The organism is Candidatus Caccoplasma merdavium, assembly GCA_018715595.1.
Lineage (GTDB): Bacteria > Bacteroidota > Bacteroidia > Bacteroidales > UBA11471 > Caccoplasma > Caccoplasma merdavium.
Window position 1 is genome coordinate 21,533 of record DVLI01000011.1, and the last position, 23,711, is coordinate 45,243.

The following is a 23,711-nucleotide window of genomic DNA, read 5'->3' on the forward strand; positions in this document are numbered from 1 at the left end:
TTTTTTGTCGTTACGTTTCACCAGCAGGCCGTGCAGGTCAGAAGAGCAACCCTTGGTCGATGCGGCTGCGCCCCAGATGGGTATAGGCCAACTCGGTCACCTCGCGTCCCCGCGGCGTGCGTTTGATAAATCCCTCCTTGATGAGGTAAGGCTCATACACCTCTTCGAGCGTACCGGGGTCTTCGCCCAAAGCCGTCGCGATGGTGGTAAGCCCCACGGGGCCGCCTTTGAACTTGTCGATGATGGTCATCAATATTTTATTATCGATTTCATCGAGGCCATATTGGTCGATGTTGAGTGCTTCGAGCGCCACACGGGCAATCTCTATGGTGATGCGCCCGCTGCCCTTGACCTGCGCGAAGTCGCGCACGCGGCGCAACAGGGCGTTGGCGATGCGGGGCGTACCCCGGCTGCGCATGGCAATCTCCACGGCCGCCTCGGTCGTGCAGGGCACCTTCAATATGGCGGCCGACCGCTGCACGATGTGGCTCAATATCTCGTGGTCGTAGTATTCCAAGTGGCAGTTGATGCCGAAGCGGGCCCGCAACGGACTGGTGAGCAGGCCGCTGCGCGTGGTGGCGCCCACCAGCGTGAAGGGGTTGAGGTCGAGCTGTATCGACCGCGCGCTGGGTCCCTTGTCGATCATGATGTCGATGCGGAAGTCTTCCATGGCCGAGTAGAGGTACTCCTCCACCACGGGACTGAGCCGGTGTATCTCGTCGATGAACAGCACGTCGTTGGGTTCCAGCGACGTCAATATGCCGGCCAAGTCGCCCGGCTTGTCGAGCACGGGTCCCGAGGTTATCTTGAAACCCACCCCCAGCTCGTTGGCGATGATGTTCGAGAGCGTCGTCTTTCCCAGCCCGGGAGGCCCGTGCAACAGCACATGGTCGAGCGACTCGCCGCGCATCTTGGCCGCCGAGACAAAGACGCGCAAGTTCTCGATAATCTTCTCCTGCCCGCTGAAATCTTCAAATGCCAACGGGCGCAAGGCTTTCTCAAACTCCTGCTCCTTATCGTAGCGTTGTTTTCTTATATCAAAATCTTCCATTTCGTCAGTCAGTTTTTTTCACGGCTTCCTGCTCCGGCGGCGCACATAGCGGTAGGTCGCCCAGTTGAAGAAGCGGGTCTGCGCCCGCAGGGCCTCCGCCACCGACTCCTCGACATTCCACCCCCGCAACCGGGCATACTCGCCCGCCAGATAAGAAAGCACGACAATCGAGGGGGTGATGCGGCAAAGATTGTGCAGGCATCTTTTGCGCGAAAGCCGCCCGAAGTGCATGCGGTTGATGTCGAAAAGCGAGAAAGAAACCTTGTCGCCTGCTATCTCAAAGGCGATGTTTCCGGGAGAATAATCCTCGTGCAGGACGCCGGCCTCATGCAGGCGCACCGTGTAAGCGGCGAATGCCCGCAACACCTTTTTCCCCTCGCCGGTAAGAGACTCGTCAGGGAGGAAGCGGCGCATCATTTGGGGGTACTCCTCATTCAACGTCACCAAATAGCTCTCCGCGAACAGGCCGCAGCGGCGCTCCTCGATATAGGCCACTGCCGATGGCGTGCGGAAACCTTTCTCCTCCAAGACATGGGCGTACTCAAACGAGCGGCGGGCCTTGGATTTGCGGAAGGTACCGTAAATGAACCGGTTGATGAGGATTGGCATCTTGTATTTCTTGACGACCACGACCGTCCCGTCCCAACAGAAACGGCGCAACACATTCCGCGCCTCATACACGACCTCTCCCCGGTCGAACTGGCCGGGCAACTGCTCTACATAGCGGTGCAGCGAAGTGTATTGCGGGTCGATGACAATTTTCATGTGCGGCAGGTTTCTCCTGCAAATATAACGGATTTGTGCGAAAGATGTCTCCTCCTATTGTTTTTCCTGTTGTAGGATCTCCTCGATGCGGCGGTAAATTTTATCGACAACGAGGTGGTGCATGCAGGCATAATCGCCCCGGTAGCAGGGTTTGTTGCCAAAAATGGAACAGGGGCGGCAAGGCATGTCGGGCAACTGCATGACATTCTCCTCGCGCTGCCGCCAGCCCAGGAAGCCGGCAAACGGGTGAGTCTGCCCCCACACCGAGACGACCGGCGTCCCGGCCAGCGAAGCTAGGTGCATATTGGCCGAGTCCATCGAAACGACCAGCGACATGCGGCGCATCATCGAGAGCTCCACGGCAAAACCCAACCGTTGCCCGGCCAACGAAACGACTTGCGGATAGCGGGTCGCCCAGTCATGGAGCCGGGTCGCCTCTTCACCGCCGCCCCCCATGAGAAAGACGCGGCAATCGCCACGTTGTGACAGGCGTGCGACCAGCTCCTCGCTGCGGTCGAGCGGATATATCTTGCCCTCATGCTTGGCAAACGGAGCCACTCCCACCCAGTGTTCTCCCGGGCGTCGAGGCTCTATGCCGGCAGGCAACGGCAGGGGCAGACGGTCGTTGTCGAAAACCGAGACAAAGGTATCGGGCGTCTCAAATCCCAACCGGGAAAACACCTTCTTGTACCGGTCGAACGAGGTAGGCAGCGGGTGCAGGGGAGAAGGCTTTTTCCGCGCCGTCAGCCGGCGTTTGGCCGAGCGACCCTTGTCGAGCACGGCACGACGGGCGCCCGCCATCATGAAAAAGAGGCCGAGAATGCGGGTGCGCAAGACATTGTGCAGGTCGGCCACCACATCGACCCCCTGCCCACGAGCCTCCCTGAACAGGCGCCAAAGACCGCGCAAGCCCCGATAACGGCCGTGCGTGTCGACCGGGAAAACAGAAAGATTGGCCGGCGGATAAAGGAAGAGCGACGCCACCGCCTTCTTGGTATAAAAGGTAAATCGCACATCGGGACAGGCCCGGCACACTTCATACACGACCGGCACCGTCATGGCCACATCACCCAGAGCCGAAAACCGGAAGATGGCCACATGACGGCCACCCGGCTTATTGTTGTCTGCTGACTGTTCTTTCATAGATAAAAAGGTTCATATTTGTCCGGTAGGAACAAAGTACTTGTATAAAACGCCTGTCGAAATAAGGTCTTCCCGGCGACGGTCCCTGAACGCATCGACATAACGGTGGCATTGGCAATGATACGTTTCATCTCTTCGGGGTGGGAGATGCAGTAGTGCAACGGTTCCTCATGCGAGACGGCTATCATAATCGATACGCTCCTTGATGCAAGCGGCATCACTTCGCGACTCAATCTCTTCCAATAATGCGGACAGTGCCCGGCGATAAAGCATCGACGGACACTGATAACGCAAGACGTTGCGCAAATAATAGGGAAACTTTCGGTTCTTCCCGTCATGAAAGAGAAAGGCGATTTTTCCCATTCTGTTATTTCTGATTATACAAGACCGGATTCAACGACGGGTCATTGTACATTTTCATCTGGCGGTAGACCTTCATATAACGGCGACCCTGCTCGATGTCGTCCAGCAACTGGTCGATGGCCGACGAGAGGTCGGTGCGCTGTTCGAGAAGAACCCCCAGTTTGGCCCGGCAACGCTCGATGTGGTCGGGCGAAGCATCGCGACGCTCCACCTCCTGCTGCATGTGGTAGATTTTCAACGCCAGTATCGACAGGCGGTCGATGGCCCAAGCCGGGCTCTCGGTGTTGATCACCGCATCGGGCAAGGGTTTCACGTCGGCATATTTCCCGAGGAAATAGCTGTCGATGCGTTCCACCAGGTCGGTGCGGTCCTGGTTCGACTTGTCGATGCGGCGTTTGATGGCCAACGCCTTCACGGGGTCGATTTCGGGGTCGCGCACAATATCTTCGAGATGCCATTGTACGGCATCAATCCAATTCTTGTGGTAAAGGTCATATTCGATGGTGTTCTCGGAAAAAGGGTTGATCATCGGGGCATCGACATCATCGTGCTTATGATAGTCTTGTGTAGCGTTCCAAAAGATGTGATTGCTCTTCTCGCTGAATGTCATCATAGATGTATGATAATTTAAGATTCCGGAATAAGGGACAAACTTACGCATACTTTATGAATTTGTCAATTTTTAAAGTAAATAATTTCATTTTTGCTTTCTTCGACGCCGGAAATCCTCTTCGCAAATCTTATCTTTGTGGCGGAGTGTCAAAACAAGCCTGCTTGTCATGAAAGGAAGAAAAGTCATCGTCATCGACGACAAAATACCATTTATCCGCGGCATCTTGGAGCCGTATGCCGATGTGCGCTACCTCGCACCGGCCGACATCGACCGCACGGCCGTGCATGATGCCGACGTGCTGATTGTCCGCACCCGCACCCGCTGCAACGCCGACCTGCTCGACGGGAGTCGCTGCCGCTTCATCGGCACAGCCACCATCGGCTACGACCACATCGATGCCGATTATTGCCGCCGCCAAGGTATCGAATGGCTCAACGCGCCGGGGTGCAACGCCGCCTCGGTCGCCCAGTACATCACCGCCTCGCTGCTGCGGCACGCCGCCCGAAGAGGCATCGACCTCTCGTCACAATCCATCGGCATCGTGGGCGTGGGCCATGTGGGCCGGCAGGTCGAGACCCACTGCCGGCGGCTGGGCATGCAGGTACTCCTCAACGACCCGCCCCGCGCCGAGAAAGAAGGCAACGAGAACTTCGTCGCCCTCGACGAGATAGCCGACCGGTGCGACTACATCACCTTCCACACCCCGCTCACCCGGGAAGGGAACCACCCCACCTACCACCTGGCCGACAGCGCGTTTTTCGCCGGATTGCGACGCCGCCCCGTCATCATCAACGCCGCCCGCGGCGGTGTCGTCGACGAACAGTGCCTGCTCGACGCTTACCGCAACAGCACCGTAAGCGACATGATCATCGACTGCTGGGAAGGGGAGCCGCACATCTCCGCCGAGCTGCTGCAAAAAGCCTTCATCGCCACTCCGCACATCGCCGGATATTCGGCCGACGGGAAAGCCAATGCCACCCGGGCCATGGTCGCCGCCGTCGCCACCCGACTCGGCGTGGCCATCGACCTGTCGGCCATCGTCCCCCCGGCACCGGCCCGCCCGCTCATCACATTGACGGGGGAAGACGACGACACCGCCCGTGCCGTGTGGGCGACATACGACCCGATGACCGACAGCGCCGCCTTGAAGAGTCGCCCCGACACCTTCGAACAGTTACGCGGCAACTACCCCCTGCGCCGGGAATTCGGCGCCTACACCCTCACCCCACCCGCCTTGGCACGGCGGTTCGAGAACTGGGGTTTTGCCACCTCACCCGCACAACCTTCACTGTAATATCCACCATGCACACCGACAACCTCAAAAGCATCTTGGCCGACCATCTCGGCATCGACATCTCGCAACTGACCGACGACCGCTCCCTCGGCGACCTGGGTCTCGACGAAGTCGACATCGAAGAATTGCTTCTCGCCCTCGAAGAAGAACTGGATACAGCCAGCGACGCCCCCACATTCGCCCCCCTCACGCTGCCGTTCCTGGGCACTGACGCGCCCCTGACGCCCGACAGCACGGTAGGCGAACTCATGGCCTATATCCACCCCAGATAGCAGGAATATGCCATTCAAGAAAATTTGGCCTCTTGCAACAGATTTTAGAAAAACTGTCATTTTCAAATAGCCAAAACGGGGGTATTTATTGCACAAAAGACGGTCGAGTGTGCAAGAATATGCAACTTTCTGCGCAAAATATTTTTTTGTTTGGAGAAAAAGCCGTTTCTTTGCCTCGCAAAATAACAATTAGACCAACTAATTCACTAACTAAAAACTGGAAGTTATGTCTGAAATTGCATCAAGAGTTAAAGCTATCATCGTCGACAAACTGGGTGTCGAAGAATCTGAAGTAACCAACGAAGCCAGCTTCACCAACGACCTGGGTGCCGATTCTCTCGACACGGTTGAGTTGATTATGGAATTCGAAAAAGAATTCGATGTTACCATTCCCGACGATCAAGCTGAAAAAATCACGACCGTAGGCGACGCTGTATCTTACATCGAAGCTAACGCAAAGTAAAAACGACCCCTCTTAACACCTTATGGAATTAAAAAGAGTCGTAGTAACAGGCCTCGGAGCAGTTACCCCATTGGGCATCGGCGTCGAAGAGACGTGGAATGCCCTTATAAATGGAGTAAGTGGTGCCGGGCCTATTACTCATTTTGATGCGTCACTCTTCAAGACGCAATTTGCCTGTGAAGTCAAAGGGTTCGATCCCACCAAATACCTCGACAAAAAAGAGGCTCGCAAATTCGACCGTTATGCTCAACTGGCCGTAGCCTCGGCCAAGGAAGCCATCGAAGACTCGGGCGTCGACTTGGAGAAAATAAACAAAAACCGGGTTGGCGTCATCTACACGTCGGGCATCGGAGGTATCCGCACTTTCGAAGACGAAATGCGCAGTTACGACGCCGAGAAAGGGCCGAAATTCAATCCGTTCTTCATTCCCAAGATGATTGCCGACATCGCTGCCGGCCAAATCTCGATGATTTACGGTTTCCACGGTCCCAACTTCGCCACCGTATCGGCTTGCGCCTCGTCGACCAACGCGCTCATCGATGCCTTCAACTATGTGCGTCTGGGTATGGCCGACATGATTCTCTCCGGAGGAGCCGAAGCCCCCGTTTCGGTAGCCGGTGTAGGCGGATTCAACGCCATGCACGCCCTCTCGACCCGCAACGATGACCCCGAACACGCCAGCCGTCCGTTCAGCGCCAGCCGCGACGGATTTGTCATGGGTGAAGGAGCCGCCTGCCTCGTGCTCGAAGAGCTCGAACACGCCTTGGCCCGCGGAGCCAAAATCTACGCCGAAGTCATTGGCGGCGGTCTCTCGGCCGACGCTTACCACCTCACCGCCACCCACCCCGAAGGACTGGGTGCCAAACTGGTGATGGAAAACGCCTTGGCCGACGCCCACATCAAACCCGAAGAGGTCGACTACATCAACGTGCACGGTACCTCGACTCCGGTAGGTGACATCTCCGAGGCAAAAGCCATCAAGCAAGTTTTCGGCGATCACGCCTACGAGCTCAACATCAGCTCCACCAAATCGATGACCGGACACCTCCTCGGTGCTGCCGGCGCCACCGAAGCGATGATATGCGTGAAAGCCATCGAGAACGACATCGTGCCCCCGACCATCAACTTCACCGAAGGCGATGAAGATCCTGAAATCGACTACAAACTCAACTTCACATTCAACAAAGCACAAAAGAGAACCATCAATGTAGCCCTCTCCAACACGTTTGGATTCGGTGGCCACAACGCCAGTCTCATTGTGAAAAAATTCTCGAAGTAAGAAATCGTGTTTGAGAAGATCATCTTTTCCGTAAGGCTCTTTATGTCACGACATAAGGAGCCTTATTCGTCTTTCTACCGCCTGCTGGGTTTCTATCCCCGCCGCATCGGGCTCTACCAGCAGGCACTCACCCACCGCTCGGCCACCGTGGCCGACGAAAACGGCCGCAAAATCAACAACGAGCGGCTCGAATTCCTGGGCGATGCCGTCTTCACGCTCGTCACGGCCGACATCTTGTACCACGCCTTCCCCGAGAACCGCGAAGGATTCCTCTCCAATGCCCGTTCCCGCATCATCCGCCGGGAAAACCTCAACCGCATCGCCGAAGAAATGGGGCTCGACAAGTTGGTGCAGACCGACATACAGTACACCTCACACAACAACTACATCTACGGCAATGCCTTTGAGGCCCTCATCGGAGCCATCTACCTCGACCAAGGCTTCAAATTCTGCCGCCGATTCATCGCCGAACGCATCTTCGCCCGCCACATCGACCTCAAACAGGTCACCCAGACCGACATCAATTTCAAATCGAAACTCGTCGAGTGGGGACAGCGTCACCGCGTCGAGGTCGACTGGAAACTCGAAAGTTCCTCTTTCGACGAAAACAACAACCCCCTCTTCACCGTGCGGGCCATTGCGGGACACGTCGAAGGAAATCCGGCCACGGGATATTCCAAGAAAGAAGCCCAACAGAAAGCCTCACAACAGATTCTGAAACAGTTGCACCAAGACAAAGACTTCTTGCGGGCCATTCTCTACCAGGGCACGCCACAGAAAGCGGCGACCGACGAAAACGGGAAAGAGAAGTAAAAACGACGGCGGCAGAGAACAAATCTCTGCCGCCGTCGTTTTCGAAAAGGGAGTCGACATCAGCGGTCATAGAGCACAAGAAGCGACTCGTTCCCCATGTTAAACAACAAATCGATAATCGAAAGATTGGGCGAAAAGCCCCATTTCATCGAAAAAACCTGATAATACGGACGCGGCAGGAGCGCTTCGACGGGAGGGCGTTTCGGGTTGATGGCATCGCGCAAATCGTCGGCATCGTCACCCGGCGAGAGATATGAGTCGCTGTATGAGACGTCGGGCGAAATACCCAGCAGGCGGCACACCGTCTCTTGCAGTTCGCGATTGTAATCGAGCAGGAAACGCCCCGCCTGCGACTTCTCGTAAAAGGGGAAAAGGTCGTCGCGATAATACTCGAAAAATGGCGACGAACCATAGGCCGATGCGATGGCATTCCAATGGATATGCTGCCAGTTATCATGCGTCGAGATGCGCATGTCCCGGGTAAAAGGCTTGCCGGGACGCGTACGCTCCACCGGAATGGAGAGCGACAACTCCCCACCTGCCGACATGATGGTGCAACGGTTGCGGTAGGACTGCTTCACATAATGGCTCCACGCCTCGACCACCGCCCTATCGTAGCGGCACAAGGCCCGATAATAGGCGACAGGAGCCAAATAGGCCGTGGAAAGATAAACGACAGACATGGACTACAACGACGAAACAGGACGGAAGAGGCGGTTCCAACGAATATGTCCGTCGAACCAGCTGCGGTCTTTATCTATCGACAACCACACAAAGAGCGGCTTGCCCACGATATGGTCTTCGGGCACAAGCCCCCAGAAACGGCTGTCGGCCGAGTTGTCGCGATTATCACCCAACATCATGTAATAGTCCATCTTGAAGCAATAGGTATCGGTCTCCTCTCCGTTGATGAAGATGCGGCCGTCACGCCGTTCGAGACGATTGCCCTCGTGGTCTCGGATTGCCCGTTCATAGAGCGGATAATTCTCTGCCGTCAGCCGTATGGTATCGCCGCGACGGGGAATCCACAGCGGGCCGAAATCGGCTCGCGTCCACCCCTTGCCATACCCCAGCGGATAAGCCTCTCCACCATAGACACCCGGCTCCTGCACAATCTTCGACACATAGGGATATTTCTTCACCCGCGCCAGGGCTTCGGGCGTAAGCGGCATGTGATAAATGGTGGGAAACGTACCGTCGGAATCGGGATAAAAGCCCAATGCCTGCAAATCGTTATACCAGCCGCGATCGGCCGATACCAAACGGCGGTCATCGGCACTCACGCCCAACTCCCTGAACTGCTTCTCGACAAAACGGTAGCCGGGTTGCAGCATCACAAAGTAATTGAACTGTATGTTGCGGGGATTCTCGATGGCTCGGCCATCGACATAGACCTGATTGTCGCGTATCTCGAACGTGTCGCCCGGCATGCCGATGCAACGCTTCACATAGTTCTCGCGCCGGTCGACGGGTCGATAGACAATCTCCCCAAACTGCTCCTTGTTGTGTTTCAACGCCTCCCGTCCCACATAATGGACCAGCGTGTAATAGTCGGGATTGGGCACCCGCACGGCCACCGTGTCGCCCGCCGGGAAATTAAAGACGACGATGTCGCCCCGTTTCACCTCGCCAAGGCCGGCCAACCGGTGATAGGGCCACGACGGCCACTCGACATAGGACTTGATGTTGAGTATCGGGAAGGTGTTCTGCACGAGCGGGAACGAGAGCGGCGTGTTGGGCACGCGCGGCCCGTAGCTAACTTTGCTCACAAAAAGGTAATCGCCCACGAGCAACGATTTTTCGAGCGAAGAGGTGGGTATCTTATAATTCTGGAAAAGGAAAATATTGATAAGATAGACTGCCACCAAGGCATACACGATGGCATCGACCCACTCCATGACACGCAACACGGTCTTGTTTTTCGACCGCTTCCAGAACGTCCAAGGCACATAATGGGTAAGATAGATGTCGGCCATGACGATGAGCAACGGCAAAATATAGTAATTGTCGAGCCACACCGCAAAAAGGATAAAAAGGACGGCCGCCACGCCAAAACGTATCCAGCGGGTCTTCTTCACGGCCTGCAACCGCTCTTTCAACGTAGGTGATGAGAAAGACATAACAACCGTATTTAGAATTTGAGCATATCCTGCATGGTGAGGAAACCTTTTTTGCCGCAAGTAAACTCGGCAGCCACGACAGCACCGAGGGCAAAGCCCATGCGGCTCTTGGCATCGTGGGTGATGGTGATGGTGTCGACATCGCTCTCGTAGCAGATGGTGTGAATGCCGGGCACCTCGTCGCGGCGTATGGCCTTGATGCCGATTTCACCCTCGGCCGGTTCGCGCCCTTCGACCCACGCCGTCTTGCGGTCGAGGCAGGCGATGATGTCTTCGGCCAACGTGATGGCGGTACCGCTGGGAGCATCGAGCTTGTGTATGTGGTGCGTCTCTTCCATCTTCACCTCATAGGCCGGGAACTGGTTCATGATACGGGCCAAATACTTGTTGAGGGCAAAAAAGATGTTCACGCCGAGGCTGAAATTGGAGGCATAGAAAAATGTCTGCCCGTTGCGGCAGGCCTCCTGCACCTCGGGCAGATGTTCGAGCCAGCCCGTCGTGCCCGACACGACCGGCACACCGGCGGCAAAAGCCTTGCGGTAGTTGCCGAGCGCCACCGACGGAGCCGTAAACTCGATGGCCACATCGGCGCTGCGGAAAGCCTCCGACTCAAACTCCTCGGGGTTGTTCACATCGATAATCGACACGATTTCATGTCCGCGGCTGCGGGCTATCTGCTCGATGGCGTGTCCCATCTTTCCATATCCTATCAGTGCAAGTTTCATAGCTGTCTTGTGTTTTATAACATAAACAAATCATCGGCTTTTCAGCCCATTATCTTATATTTTTGCAAATATAGCGAAAGGTGAGCGCAGAGACAAAAGGAAAACGAAGTTTTCTGCTTTTGGCTATGCCGAACCGAATCCTATATTCTGAAAATATAGCGAAAGGTGAGCGCAGAGACAAAAGGAAAACGAAGTTTTCTGCTTTTGGCCATGCCGAACCGAATCCTATATTCTGAAAATATAGCGAAAGGTGAGCGCAGAGACAAAAGGAAAACGAAGTTTTCTGTTTTTGGCTATGCCGAACCGAATCCTATATTCTGAAAATATAGCGAAAGGTGAGCGCAGAGGGCACCGTCATTCCCGCCCACGAGCGGGAATACAACGACCCGGCGTCGGGAGTGCCTGTATGGAATCCCCGTCGAGCACACGGCGGCCTCACAACGCGACGGCGGCCTCACGCAAAAAGGGGAAACGCCGCTTCTCGCCCGAATAAAATAAAAAAGACTTTTTCTCTCGAAAAACAAGGTTTCACATCGTAACACGATTATGGAAAAACTCCTGTATTATATGTGGGAACAGCGACTGCTGAGCCATGTGCCGGCGCTGACCACCCGGGGCGAGGCCATCGAGGTCGTCGACCCGGGTCGGCGCAACCCGAATGCCGGGCCCGACTTCTTCAACGCCAAGGTGCGCATCGGCGACCGCTTGTGGGCGGGCAATGTAGAGATGCACCTGCGGGCGAGCGACTGGACGGTGCACGGACACTCGGCCGACAAAGCCTACGACTCGGTGGTGCTGCACGTCGTGACCGAAGCCGATGCCAAGGTGTTCCGCTCCAACGGCGAGGCGGTGCCGCAATGGGTCGTGACCATTCCCCAGACATTGCAGGACGACTATGCCTTCCTCACCTCGCAGAGCGAATCGCTACCCTGCCGCGAACGCATCGGTGAGCTCCCGCCCCTTTTTCTCACCGACTGGCTCACCGCCCTCGCACTCGAACGCCTGCAACAGAAGAGCGGCCGCATCGACGACCTGCTCGCACAGCACCAGGGCAACTGGGAAGAGGTGTGCTACATCACCCTGGCCCGGAGCATGGGCTTCGGGGTGAACAGCGATGCCTTCGAGCGGCTGGCACGCAGCCTGCCGCTGCTCTTCCTGCAAAAGCATGCCGACTCGCTGCTGCAAGTCGAGGCATTCCTCTTCGGACAGGCCGGTCTGCTCGACCGTGAAAAGGGAGCTGCCGACCCCTATGCCTCGCGTCTGAGCCGGGAGTATGACTTCCTGCGCGACAAATTCTCACTCACGCCCATCGACCCGACAGCCTGGAAATTCATGCGGCTGCGCCCGGCCAACTTTCCCCACCAGCGCATCGCCCTGCTGGCGCAACTCATACACCGGGGATTCACCCTCTTTGCCCGCCTGCTCGAATGCGAAGACGAGAAGGCCATACAATCGCTCTTCGACATTCACCTCGAAGGTTACTGGGACACGCACTACTCCTTCGGCGTGGAATCTCCGCCCCGCATCAAGACACTGGGACGGGGTGCCGTGCGACTGCTCATCATCAACTGTGTGGCTCCCCTGCTCTACGCCTACGCGACACGCATCGGGAGCGAAATCTTCGCCGACCGGGCCATGCGGTTGCTCGAAAGCCTGCCTGCCGAAGACAACCACATCATGCGCCGCGTGTCGGCAGCCGGTATCGTCATGGAGTCGGCGCTCGACAGCCAGGCAGCCCTGCAACTCTACACCGCCTACTGCGAACCGCACAAGTGCATCTATTGCCGCATAGGACACCGGCTGCTCGCCCGCCGGGAGAAAAAGTAACCGGGGCATCGCGCTCCATCACGCCCAAGCCCGGTGCCGGCTTCCACAAGGGCTTTTCTTGCCCCTCAAAAACGGACCTCTTGCACGGCCTTTACACTGAGCAGAAGAAAGAAAAACGGGGTGGCACACATGGTGCCACCCCGTTGCAGGTTAAGCGGTGCAGATACCGCTCGCATTAGTCTTTCTTCTCACGACGCGGACGGTGATAGTGATTGCCACCGTTTCCGCCGCCATTGCCTTCGCGACGCTCGGGCATTCCCTCGGGACGCGGTTGCAACTCTTTCATCGAGAGACGGAACTTCCCGGTCTTGGGGTCGATTTCGATGAGTTTCACGGTCACTTCATCACCCTCTTTCAGGCCGGACTCTTCCATCGTTTCGAGACGTTTCCAGCAAATTTCGGAGATGTGGAGCAGACCGTCCTTGCCGGGCATGAACTCAACAAAGGCACCGAAGGGAAGTATCGATTTCACCTTTCCGGTATATACTTCGCCCACTTCGGGAATGGCTACGATGCTCTTGATGCGGGCCAATGCGGCATTGATGGCATCGCGGTCGGGAGCAGCCACTTCGACACGACCCACACCGTCGATTTCGTCGATGGTGACAATGGCACCGGTCTCTTCCTGAATACCTTGAATGATCTTACCGCCCGGGCCAATAACAGCACCAATCATGTCCTTGGGTATTTCGATGACTTCGATGCGAGGAACATGAGGCTTGAACTCGGCACGCGGTTCGGGTATGGTTTCGAGCAGTTTGTCGAGGATATACATACGTCCTTCCTTGGCTTGGTTGAGAGCCTTTTCGAGTACCTCGTAAGAGAGCCCGTCGACCTTGATGTCCATCTGCGTGGCGGTGATACCGTCGCGGGTACCCGTCACCTTGAAGTCCATGTCACCGAGGTGGTCTTCGTCTCCGAGAATATCGGAGAGAACGGCATATTTCACATTGTCCTTGTCGGTAATCAATCCCATGGCGATACCCGACACCGGTTTCTTGATTTTCACACCGGCGTCCATGAGGGCGAGGGTTCCGGCACAAACGGTGGCCATCGACGACGAACCGTTCGATTCGAGAATATCCGACACGATGCGGATTACATAGGGATAGTCATCGGGAATCATGCGTTTGAGGGCGCGGTTGGCCAAGTTTCCGTGACCTATCTCGCGGCGGCCCACGCCGCGGCTGGCCTTGGCTTCACCGGTCGAGAACGGCGGGAAGTTATAGTGAAGGAGGAAACGGTCGCGGCTCTGGTCGAGCACATCGTCGACGATTTTCTCATCGAGCTTCGTACCGAGGGTAACGGTCGAGAGCGATTGGGTCTCGCCACGGGTGAAAATCGACGAACCGTGAGGACCGGGCAAATAGTCGACTTCGCACCAGATGGGACGTATCTGCGTCGTGGTGCGGCCGTCGAGACGCTGGCCTTCGTCGAGAATGCAGCGGCGCATGGCCTCTTTCTCCACGTCGTGATAGTAACGTTTCACCAGGTCTTTCTTGGCCTCGGCCTCTTCGGGCTCCATGGCAGCGAGGTATTTATCGACGATGGCGTCGAAAGCGTCGCTGCGGGCGTGCTTGTTGGTATTTCCCGAGCGGGCGATGGCATACGCTTCGTCATAGCATTTGGCCCAAATGTCCTTGCGCAACTCTTCGTCATTGACTTCGTGGCAGTATTCGCGTTTTACGGTCGAACCTACCTCTTCGGCCAACTCCATCTGTGCCTTGCACTGTACCTTGATGGCATCGTGGGCAAATTTCATGGCAGCGAGCAGGTCGGCCTCCGAAACCTCGTTCATTTCACCTTCGACCATCATGATGTTTTCGTAGGTGGCACCTACCATGATGTCCATATCGGCACGTTCGAGTTCCTCAAAGGTGGGGTTCACCTTGAACTGTCCGTCGATGCGGGCCACCCGCACTTCGGAGATGGGGCCGTTGAACGGTATGTCCGAGACGGCAAGAGCAGCCGAAGCAGCCAGCCCGGCCAAGGCATCGGGCATGTCTTTTCCGTCGGAAGAGAAAAGCATCACATTGACAAACGTGTCGGCGTGATAATTATCGGGGAACAAGGGACGCAACGCACGGTCGACGAGACGAGCCGTGAGGATTTCATAATCCGAAGCACGACCCTCGCGACGGGTGAATCCGCCGGGGAAACGGCCGATGGCCGAATATCTTTCTTTATACTCCACCTGCAAAGGCATGAAATCGACGCCTTCGCCGGCCTCTTTGGCCGATACGACGGTGGCCAGCAACATGGTGTTGCCCATGCGCACCTCTACGGCGCCGTCGGCCTGCTTGGCCAACTTTCCGGTTTCGATGGTGATGGTTCTTCCATCGCCCAAATCAATTGTTTTCTTTACAATTTTCATTTTCTATTTCTTCTAACTTCTAAAAATCAGGCAAAGATAAGCAAAATTTATGGGCCGATTGTGTTATTGATATGAAAATCTCATTAAAAACGAGCCATTTGGAGGGTCTTTTTGTCACAGGAGCGTTTCCACGGTCTATTTTTCACCTTCCGATTTATATGGCCGAAGGCTAAAAAAGGGGGGCAGGAGAAGCGCCCGGCAGGTTTGATATTCCGTTCAATTTTTCTATTTTTGAAGGAGATAGATGGCGACCCGTCCCGGTCGTGCGTGAAAACTTCCGCTCCCGTTTGCTTCTGCTCTCGTCTTTTTCTATCTTTGTGCTGGAAACAATCGCTTTACCCATGACAAAAAAATTCTTTCCCATACTCTTGCTGGCATTCCTGGTCAGCGGTTGCCACCGCAACGATTTCCATATCGAAGGACACATTGCCGGCAGCGAAGGCAAAACCCTCTACTTCGAAGCCGTAAAACTCACCGGCACGGAATTGCTCGATTCGACAAAACTCCCGACCGACGGTGCATTCTCGTTTGCAGCACCCGGCACCCCCTATCCCGAGTTTTATCGGCTGCGGCTCGACAACTCCTATATCCACCTGGCGGTCGACTCGACCGAGACGATAACCGTAGAGATACCCGGGTTGCCCATCGCCGCCGATTACCAAGTGTCGGGCTCGGAAGAGAGTGAGAAGATACGCCACATCGCCGCTGCCGGAAACGCCCTGAAAGGCGCCATCGAAAAAGCGTCGCGGCAACGTATCACCTCGACCGACCAACAGCGACGGATTCTCGAAGGACTGCAAGACGAGGTGCGCCGCTACAAAGAGACCGTCATTCCTTACATCGTCGAGGACCCGGCCTCTCCGTCGGCCTACTTCGCCATCTTCCAGCAGGTCAACGGGCTCGACATCTTCGACCGCACCAAGCGCGAAGACTACCGCTACATCTTGACCGTCGCCAACGCCTACAACACCTTCCTGCCCGAATCGCCCCGCACACAGCACCTCTACCGCCTCGCCCTGGCCATCTTGCAGAACGAGCGCGAAGCCAAGCAGGAAGCCGGCAAAGAACCGCAGATGCCCGCAGCCAACGAGATTTCGCTCATCGACATCGCCTTGCCCGACCTGTATGGGAAGATACGCCGCCTGAGCGACCTCAAAGGAAAAGTCGTGCTCCTCGATTTCTCGGCTTACGAAGGCAAATACTCCCCCGACTACAACCGCGCCCTGGCCCAACTCTACCAGAAATACCACCGGCAAGGACTCGAAATTTACCAGGTATCTATCGACCCCAACGAAAACCTCTGGCAGGTATCGGCCGATAACCTCCCCTGGATTTGCGTGCGAGACGCCGACACGACCCGCTCCCGCGCCGCTCTCTCCTACAACGTGCAGTCGCTCCCCACGGCATTTCTCATCGACCGCCAGAACACCTTGCAACAGCGCGTGGCCAAACTTTCAGACCTGCCGCAGGCCATAGAAAAGTTACTCAAACAAAAATAATTGCGCTCGATTTTGCCCAATTTATTTGGAATATCAAAAAAAAGAGATTATCTTCGCCACATATTGATAAGAGAACAGAGAGTTCCGGTTGTGCACAGCCGGGATTCTTTTTTGTTATCCCTTACCGCTAACACAGATTATCAACAATGCCCAAAATCAAAGTATAGGAGAATTTTCTTATGGCTATCGTGTACATGACCGAAGAAGGTTATAAAAAAATGATGGAAGAGATCAACTATCTCGAATCGGTAAAACGCCCCGAAATCTCGCGCCAGATTGCAGAAGCCCGAGACAAAGGCGATTTGTCGGAAAACGCCGAATACGACGCCGCCAAAGAGGCGCAAGGTCTGCTCGAAATGAAAATATCGCAGCTCAAAGACAAAGTGGCCAATGCCCGTATCATCGACGACTCGAAACTGAACACCCACACGGTGCAAATCCTGAACCGCGTCAAAATAAAAAACACCAAAAACAACATGATGATGGAATATACCATCGTCACCGAAAGCGAAGCCAACCTCAAAGAGGGCAAGATCGCATCGAGTACCCCCATTGCGCAGGGTCTGCTGGGAAAGAAAATCGGCGACATCGTCGAAATAAAAGTTCCCTCGGGCACCATGACGTTCGAGATTGTAAACATTTCTATCTGAGGCGCGACGGCTCCTTATCGCCAAGCCCCGCACCCATACCCCGTCCGTTAAAAAAACCGATTGCAATATGCCTACTATTTTCAGCCGCATCGTAGCCGGAGAGATACCCTGCTACAAAATAGCCGAAGACGAAAGAAACTTCGCCTTCCTCGACATCAATCCCCTCGCCAAAGGCCACACGCTGGTCATTCCCAAAGCCGAAGGCGACTATCTCTTCGCCATGGACGACGAAGCCTACGTCTCGCTGCAACTCTTTGCCAAGAAAGTGGCCCACGCCATCGAAAAGGCAATTCCCTGCCAACGCGTCGGCGTAGCCGTGATGGGTCTTGAAGTGCCGCACACCCACATACACCTCATACCCATCAACAAAGAGAGCGACATGATTATCTCCAACCCCAAACTGGCACTGGCTCCCGAAGAGATGCAGGCCATCGCCGCCGCCATCGCGGCCGAAATGAAATAACGACTCTTCGCCCTACCGGTAAACGGGAACGACACCCCGGCAACCGCTACACGATAGCATCTGCACAGCCGGCCCGGGAAGTCCCGCCGTTCGCCCAAGAAAAGGTAAGTTTCTACATTCCAAGAACACTCCATATAGCCCCGGACCCCACGGGGCTATACTTTTTTCCACCCGCTCACCGAACGCCCTACCGGCAAGAGAAGAGGCTGCACCTTTCATCGCCACACCCCTTTCCCCCATCGCTACTTATCCGCACCGATGTCTTGCGACAAAAGGTAATAACAGCGTGCTGCACGATACGACGGGAAGGCACACATTCATTGCAAAGAAAAAAGCGGGCCGCCTCACAGAAGCGACCCGCTCTCGGTTTTATCTCTTTTCCTGCCAGATTACCGCACCAGCACACCGTAGCCCGAGAGGCCCCAGCCTCCCTCAGGCTCGATAGCATGCGTATCCTGCCCGTCGTTCAGGAAGAAGGCACCATCGCGGGTGGTAATCAGAGCGCGTTCGCCCGACATCTCTACCCAGGCAATCTCTCCTTCGGAAGCCGGCAGTATCAGAGTCCGCTCACTGCGGTCATCAAGACGGGTGCGGAAAAGCCCCTCCGTTGCCATCGAGTACAGATAGCTGTCGGCATAGGGATAGTAGTTCTTGGCCACAACGAAACTTTCGTCATAGGCCTGACAGTCGGTCGATTCCACCCTACCGTCGGCTCCCCAACTGTAATAGCGGCCCGAAGCCGAGATATAGAGTTTATCGGCCGTGCGGGTAACAACAATATAGCTGCCCGGCTCAAAATCGAAATACTGATGATGGGTATACCAGCGGTAAGAGCCGTTCGACGAGCCCAGCTGCTCGGTTTGGTAATATCCTTTGGTAGTGCGGCGCAGCGCACAAAGAGAGCCTTGCGGCGTAATAAATACCGACGGCATACCGGCAAAGCCCGACGAAGGCGTGCCGCTGTTGGGCTGAATCGTGCACACAGCCTCGCCGTCGAGAAGCGTCGACTCGTTCAGGACAATCTTTCCGTCGTACACCAGCCACGAGAAAGAGGCCGTATTAGCAGCTCCCACACCTCCGTCATAGACCTGCTCCACCTCCACAATCCGACTCGAAAGGAAGGCATACTCTTCGGCCTCCATCGGCAGGGAAATCATGGCGAGGAGGTCCCGGTCGACCCGCAGGCGGTAAATGGGAGCATCGGTCACCGAGGGGCTCCACTCATATTCGGGCATGAAATAGAATTCATCGTCGGACTCGCAACGGAACTGCACCCGGTACATGTTGTAGAAGGCCGACGGATAGGCTTCGGCAGCCTTTTCCAGCGACAGGATAAGACCGTTCTCGGGCAGTACGATAACCTGTCGGGTTACCTCAGACGGCTCGCGATAGGCAATATAATTGTCCATCTCGGAATATATCGTATCGACATGCGACACATAGGAGAGAGTGGCATAGATATAGCGAGCCGAGATTTTATGGAATGCGTAGAGGCGGGCGTGAGGCAACGGCTGTTGCCGGGCATCGAAGCACATGAGTGTGTCGAGCGTACCGTGTGCCGTAAATTTCGCGCCGCTGCGAATCTTCATTTCGGGGTGAGGCTCGACCATTTCGATCAGGGCCTGGGCATCGGAGAGGTCGACCCACGCCGGTTGCCCCATGTGGAACTCACCCAAGTCGTCGGCCTGCATCTCATAAATACCCACATATCCGAGCAAGAGGCTCAGCTCTCCCATTTGGGGAGAATCGGCCCGCGAAGCGGCGACACGCAGCTCATACTCTCCTTGCAACGATGCGGGCAGCGACACCTTGACATAATAGGCTGCATCGGAACCGGAAACCGGCATATTCCCGTCGCCGGTCATTCCGTCCGGGAGGCGGTCAAGCACGGTCACCTCCATCGGCATATCATTGAGGAAAACTTTCGGGTCGACCAGACGCGTGTAAGTAGTCAGGGTGAGGGTATCACCCGCTATCGCTTGAAGGTCATAGAAAAAAGAGAATGTCGCGGGCGGATCTATGATAAGACCGTCATCATCGTCTTCTCCGTCGGAAAAGAAATCGCAAGAAAACATCATCAGAGGCAAACAAAGTAGCCAAAACCATTTTTCCATCATAACTCAATGTTTTTTAATATCAAAGGCAAAAATAGGAATTTGGAGAGAAATCGCAAGAATTTCTGCCAAGAGTTTTTCCACCGTATCGCTTACCGGCTCAGTCGACATCGGCCGTGTGGCTTCGTGCCAGCCACCGTTTGCGCAGATAACGCACCGGGAACCAGGAAGCGACCAACCCCAGAAGAACGACAACCACAAGCACCACCCCGGCATCGCTCCAAAGGAAATGCACCGGGTAGGCATCGACGACAAACGTGCCGGGGGTTCCGCCCATGCGCAGGAGCCCGAAAGTCTGTTGCAGCCAGCAGAGGAAGATTCCCGCCAGCAACCCGCCTCCGGCTCCGATGGCCGAGATGAGCCACCCCTCGACAAAAAAGATGCGGGAGATGAGGGTGTCGTCGGCACCCAGGTTGTGCAGCGTGCGTATGTCGGCCTGCTTGTCGATGATGAGCATCGAAAGCGAACCGATGACGTTGAACGTGGCAATGAGGAGGATAAAGAGCAGAATCAAGAACGTAATCCACTTCTCAATCTGCATCATGTTATAGGCCGAGGCCTGTTGCTGCAAACGGTCGGAGATGCGATAACCGTCGCCCAACCGGGTTTGCAGGCGAGCGATGAAAGCCTGTTCATCGACACGGTCATGCAGGCGCACTTCGAGCGCCGTGGCCTCGGTGGTGTAGTCATAGAGCTCGCGCACGAGGGCAAGGGGCGCTATGACCCAAGCCTCATCATATTCTTGCTGGTTTACGGCAAAGACGGCCGAGGCATATACTTCTCTTTCGCGGAACGAGGCCGAGGGATTGGCCAAGTTCACGGCCGACTTGCGTTTGGGGGCATACAACCGCAACGGGCGCGAAAAAAAGGCTCCGGCTTCGAGGCGGGTCGCCACCCCGGCCCCCAGCCCCACATGCCAAAGGGCGGTGTCGGCAAGGAGAAATTCTCCATCGAGCAACGTCTCATCGAGTTGCGGATGCACGGCGGGATAATCGTCCCCTACGCCTTTGAGAAAAACCGGCATCTGATGGTTGCCGAAGACGACGAGCGCATTTTCCTCGACAACAGGCGTCAGCGCCGCCACCTCGGCACAATCGCGCAGGGCAACCAGCTCAGGAGCCGAAGTGTCGAGGGTCTTCCCCTGCACGGACTCGACTCTCACCTGCGGGTCGAGCCGCGAACAGAGCGAGAAGACGACGTCTTGGAAGCCGTTGTAGACCGACAGCGTGCAGATGATGGCCATCGTCGTCACGGCAACTCCCAGCACCGATACGAGCGAAATGAGGTTGATGGCGCTGTGCGACTTACGGGAGAAAAGATACCTCACCGCTATTTTCAGCGAAAGGGGCATAGCGGTGAAAAGATTACTTTTGGAGAAGTGAATCGATGTTCTCGATATAGTCGAGCGAGTCGTCGAGGAAGAACATCAGCTCGGGCGTCTTGCGCAACTGGTAACGCACGCGGGAGGCCAGCTCATAACGTATGGTCTTGGCGCTGGCCTGTATCGATTGGAGTATCTCGGCCGCCTTTTCCGAGGGGAATATGCTCAGATAAGCCTTGGCCACACTGAGGTCGGGACTCACGCGCACGACGCTCACCGACACGAGCACGCCGTGGGTCTTGCTGGTTTCCTGGCGGAATATCTCGCTGAGCTCTTTCTGCAACAGACGACTTATCTTGTTTTGACGGGTAGTTTCCATAAGATATTGAGATTAGGAGGTTTGGGGTCGAAGTTACATTTTCCCGGTGAAAAATCAAAGCGCCGAGGGAGAATGTTTTTTCCACATCACGGTAAGGCCGTCGCGCAAGGGAAGAATGACCTTCTCGATGCGGTCGTCGGCCGCGATTTTATCGTTGAAGGCCATGACGGCGCGCGTCTGGGTGTCGTGGGAATGACCGTCGCACACCTTGCTGTCCCACAACGTATTGTCGGCCAATATCACCCCTCCGGGAGAGACCCGGTCGAAGACCATGTCGTAGTAGTCGGAGTAACGGCGCTTGTCGGCATCGATAAAGACCAAATCGAACATGCCGCCGAGCCGGGGCACGACATCGAAGGCATCGCCCATGTGCAGATGTATGCGGTCGGCGACCGGTGACTGCGACAAGTGCGCCCGGGTAAAATCTTCGATTTCATCGTCGATTTCGACCGTGTGCAACTCGGCGTCGGCAGGCATACCCTCGGCCAGGCACAGGGTGGAGTAACCGGTAAACGTGCCTATTTCGAGCAGGCGCCGCGGACGTTGCAGGCGGCATATCATTTTGAGAATGCGTCCCTGCAAATGACCCGACATCATGCGGGGCCGCAACGAATGGATATAGGTATCGCGACTCAGGCGAGCCAACAAATCGCCCTCGGCATCGATGTGGGCAAGAATATATTCTTGAATATTCTCCTCTTCGGCCATCTCAACACACGTCTTCGAGATTGGGGAGGATATAGCGGTCATATCCTTTCAGCACCAATCCGGCTTTGTTGATTTCGAGGAACGAGCTGCCCGACCCTTCACCGAAAGCCCCTCCGATGTAGGCAATCAGGTCGTCGCTGGTAATCATTCCGTTCTCGATGAGCGACGAGAGCCCTTTGAAGAGATATTCGCGCGAAGTCGACATCTCATGCTGGTAGAAGGCTATGACACCATAGGAAAGGGCCAACTGACGCATCGTGCGTTCACTGTAACATACGGCCAGCACCGGGTCCTGACCACGATAGGCGGCCAGGTTGCGAGCCGTGCGGCCGGTGTAGCTGTCGGTAACGATGGCTTTCACGCCGAGCACCTTGGCCGACTCCACGGCATGCTTGGCCAGGAACGAGGTGGTGTCGATGACTTCCCCTTCGACGTTTACCTGAATATCGTTGTCGGAGAGTTTCGAAAGCTCGGCTTCCTTGGCGATGCGCGACATGGTGGCAATGGCCTCCACGGGATATTTGCCATAGGCGGTCTCGCCGCTCAGCATGAGGGCGTCGGTGCGATAATAGATGGCATTGGCAATATCGGTCACCTCGGCGCGGGTGGGACGCGGATTTTTTATCATCGAATGCAACATCTGCGTGGCCACGATAACAGGCTTCTTGGCCTGCACGCATTTCTTGATGAGACGGCGCTGTATGCCGGGGATCTTCTCCTGCGGCACCTCGATGCCCAGGTCGCCGCGGGCGACCATGACGCCGTAGGCCACTTCGAGTATCTCGTCGATATTGTCGACACCTTCCTGGTTCTCGATTTTGGCAATGATTTTTATCTTGCTGTTGTGGGCATCGAGAATCTCCTGTATGGCCAAGACATCTTGCCGGTTGCGCACAAACGAGTGGGCGATAAAATCGATGTCCTTGTCGATGGCATAGAGAATGTTGCGACGGTCCTTCTCGGTGAGGGCGGGCAGGTTGATGCGCACACCGGGCACGTTCACACTCTTACGCGAGCCCAGTTCTCCGGCATTCTGCGCCACGCACAAGAGGTAGTCTTCGTGCTTTTCGAGTACGCGGAATTCGAGTTCGCCGTCGTCGATGAGCACGACACTGTCGACCGAAAGGTCTTTGGTGAAGTCGACATACGATACGTTGATTTGGTCATGTGTCGTAAAAGCATCGGGCTTGCCCGACATGCGCACAATATCGCCGGCGGTAAAGGAAATGCTCCCGTCATTCTCTATAAAAGTCGTTCTCACTTCGGGGCCTTTCGTGTCCATGAGAATGGCTATCGTATTGGAAACAGCTCTTACATTATTAATAATACGGTCGAAGCCTTCGGCGGTGAGGTGGGCCGAATTCATTCGCACTACGTTCATTCCGTTTTCGAAAAGTGCACGCACGAAATCGACGTCGCAACGCTTGTCCGAAACCGTAGCAACAATCTTTGTCTGTTTTGATGTCATATTATAT

The 23,711-nt window shown here is 55.7% G+C and carries 23 protein-coding genes; 9 read left to right on the forward strand and 14 right to left on the reverse strand.

Annotated features, from left to right (window positions below; translation table 11 throughout):
* Positions 1-37: 37 nt before the first annotated feature.
* The 5 genes from ruvB to IAD09_03500 form a co-directional block, all read right to left on the reverse strand.
* The gene (gene ruvB / locus IAD09_03480) at positions 38-1,051 is read right to left on the reverse strand and encodes a Holliday junction branch migration DNA helicase RuvB (protein HIT81287.1); all 1,014 of its coding nucleotides are present in this window, start codon (positions 1,049-1,051) and stop codon (positions 38-40) included.
* An 18-nt stretch (positions 1,052-1,069) separates the two neighbouring features.
* Positions 1,070-1,816 carry a hypothetical protein gene (locus tag IAD09_03485; protein ID HIT81288.1) on the reverse strand — a complete coding sequence of 249 codons (747 nt, stop codon included), beginning with the start codon at positions 1,814-1,816 and terminating at the stop codon, positions 1,070-1,072.
* 54 nt (positions 1,817-1,870) lie between these two features.
* On the reverse strand, positions 1,871-2,959 hold the full coding sequence (locus tag IAD09_03490) for a glycosyltransferase family 9 protein (protein HIT81289.1): 1,089 nt from the start codon (positions 2,957-2,959) through the stop codon (positions 1,871-1,873).
* A 168-nt stretch (positions 2,960-3,127) separates the two neighbouring features.
* Positions 3,128-3,322, reverse strand: coding sequence for a hypothetical protein (locus IAD09_03495; protein HIT81290.1), 195 nt, complete (start codon positions 3,320-3,322; stop codon positions 3,128-3,130).
* 4 nt (positions 3,323-3,326) lie between these two features.
* A complete protein-coding gene (locus IAD09_03500) occupies positions 3,327-3,932 on the reverse strand; it encodes a DUF4254 domain-containing protein (GenBank protein HIT81291.1) in 606 nt (201 codons plus the stop codon).
* A gap of 169 nt (positions 3,933-4,101) precedes the next feature.
* Between IAD09_03500 and pdxB the strand changes: the two genes are divergently transcribed.
* The 5 genes from pdxB (at position 4,102) to rnc (ending at position 8,056) form a co-directional block, all read left to right on the forward strand.
* Positions 4,102-5,229, forward strand: coding sequence for a 4-phosphoerythronate dehydrogenase PdxB (gene pdxB / locus IAD09_03505; GenBank protein HIT81292.1), 1,128 nt, complete (start codon positions 4,102-4,104; stop codon positions 5,227-5,229).
* Positions 5,230-5,237: 8 nt separating this feature from the next.
* Positions 5,238-5,501: a hypothetical protein gene (locus tag IAD09_03510; protein HIT81293.1), complete on the forward strand. Its 264-nt coding sequence runs from the start codon at positions 5,238-5,240 to the stop codon at positions 5,499-5,501.
* 226 nt (positions 5,502-5,727) lie between these two features.
* Entirely contained in the window at positions 5,728-5,964 is a 237-nt protein-coding gene (locus IAD09_03515; GenBank protein HIT81294.1) for an acyl carrier protein, read from the forward strand.
* Between the two features lie 22 nt (positions 5,965-5,986).
* Entirely contained in the window at positions 5,987-7,243 is a 1,257-nt protein-coding gene (fabF, locus tag IAD09_03520; protein HIT81295.1) for a beta-ketoacyl-ACP synthase II, read from the forward strand.
* 42 nt (positions 7,244-7,285) lie between these two features.
* Complete coding sequence (gene rnc, locus IAD09_03525) at positions 7,286-8,056, forward strand: ribonuclease III (GenBank protein HIT81296.1); 771 nt, start codon at positions 7,286-7,288, stop codon at positions 8,054-8,056.
* Positions 8,057-8,115: 59 nt separating this feature from the next.
* On the opposite strand, the gene IAD09_03530 is transcribed toward rnc, so the two are convergent.
* The 3 genes from IAD09_03530 to dapB are packed head-to-tail and all read right to left on the reverse strand — an operon-like array spanning position 8,116 to position 10,901.
* Complete coding sequence (locus tag IAD09_03530; GenBank protein HIT81297.1) at positions 8,116-8,739, reverse strand: WbqC family protein; 624 nt, start codon at positions 8,737-8,739, stop codon at positions 8,116-8,118.
* Between the two features lie 3 nt (positions 8,740-8,742).
* On the reverse strand, positions 8,743-10,143 hold the full coding sequence (lepB, locus tag IAD09_03535) for a signal peptidase I (protein HIT81298.1): 1,401 nt from the start codon (positions 10,141-10,143) through the stop codon (positions 8,743-8,745).
* Between the two features lie 44 nt (positions 10,144-10,187).
* Positions 10,188-10,901: a 4-hydroxy-tetrahydrodipicolinate reductase gene (dapB, locus tag IAD09_03540; protein ID HIT81299.1), complete on the reverse strand. Its 714-nt coding sequence runs from the start codon at positions 10,899-10,901 to the stop codon at positions 10,188-10,190.
* Between the two features lie 546 nt (positions 10,902-11,447).
* On the opposite strand from dapB, the gene IAD09_03545 reads away from it, so the two are divergent.
* Complete coding sequence (locus tag IAD09_03545) at positions 11,448-12,728, forward strand: DUF2851 family protein (protein ID HIT81300.1); 1,281 nt, start codon at positions 11,448-11,450, stop codon at positions 12,726-12,728.
* A gap of 175 nt (positions 12,729-12,903) precedes the next feature.
* On the opposite strand, the gene pnp is transcribed toward IAD09_03545, so the two are convergent.
* Positions 12,904-15,102 carry a polyribonucleotide nucleotidyltransferase gene (gene pnp, locus IAD09_03550; protein HIT81301.1) on the reverse strand — a complete coding sequence of 733 codons (2,199 nt, stop codon included), beginning with the start codon at positions 15,100-15,102 and terminating at the stop codon, positions 12,904-12,906.
* A 341-nt stretch (positions 15,103-15,443) separates the two neighbouring features.
* On the opposite strand from pnp, the gene IAD09_03555 reads away from it, so the two are divergent.
* The 3 genes from IAD09_03555 (at position 15,444) to IAD09_03565 (ending at position 17,714) form a co-directional block, all read left to right on the forward strand.
* A complete protein-coding gene (locus IAD09_03555; protein ID HIT81302.1) occupies positions 15,444-16,601 on the forward strand; it encodes an AhpC/TSA family protein in 1,158 nt (385 codons plus the stop codon).
* Between the two features lie 179 nt (positions 16,602-16,780).
* Positions 16,781-17,251: a transcription elongation factor GreA gene (gene greA / locus IAD09_03560; GenBank protein HIT81303.1), complete on the forward strand. Its 471-nt coding sequence runs from the start codon at positions 16,781-16,783 to the stop codon at positions 17,249-17,251.
* A 67-nt stretch (positions 17,252-17,318) separates the two neighbouring features.
* Complete coding sequence (locus IAD09_03565) at positions 17,319-17,714, forward strand: HIT family protein (GenBank protein HIT81304.1); 396 nt, start codon at positions 17,319-17,321, stop codon at positions 17,712-17,714.
* A gap of 389 nt (positions 17,715-18,103) precedes the next feature.
* On the opposite strand, the gene IAD09_03570 is transcribed toward IAD09_03565, so the two are convergent.
* From IAD09_03570 to pyk, 5 genes are all read right to left on the reverse strand, one after another.
* On the reverse strand, positions 18,104-19,831 hold the full coding sequence (locus IAD09_03570; protein ID HIT81305.1) for a hypothetical protein: 1,728 nt from the start codon (positions 19,829-19,831) through the stop codon (positions 18,104-18,106).
* 97 nt (positions 19,832-19,928) lie between these two features.
* Complete coding sequence (locus IAD09_03575; protein HIT81306.1) at positions 19,929-21,179, reverse strand: ABC transporter permease; 1,251 nt, start codon at positions 21,177-21,179, stop codon at positions 19,929-19,931.
* A gap of 13 nt (positions 21,180-21,192) precedes the next feature.
* Positions 21,193-21,528: a 30S ribosome-binding factor RbfA gene (gene rbfA / locus IAD09_03580; protein ID HIT81307.1), complete on the reverse strand. Its 336-nt coding sequence runs from the start codon at positions 21,526-21,528 to the stop codon at positions 21,193-21,195.
* 54 nt (positions 21,529-21,582) lie between these two features.
* Positions 21,583-22,236, reverse strand: coding sequence for an O-methyltransferase (locus IAD09_03585; GenBank protein HIT81308.1), 654 nt, complete (start codon positions 22,234-22,236; stop codon positions 21,583-21,585).
* A 1-nt stretch (position 22,237) separates the two neighbouring features.
* Positions 22,238-23,704: a pyruvate kinase gene (pyk, locus tag IAD09_03590; protein HIT81309.1), complete on the reverse strand. Its 1,467-nt coding sequence runs from the start codon at positions 23,702-23,704 to the stop codon at positions 22,238-22,240.
* Positions 23,705-23,711 lie beyond the last annotated feature (7 nt).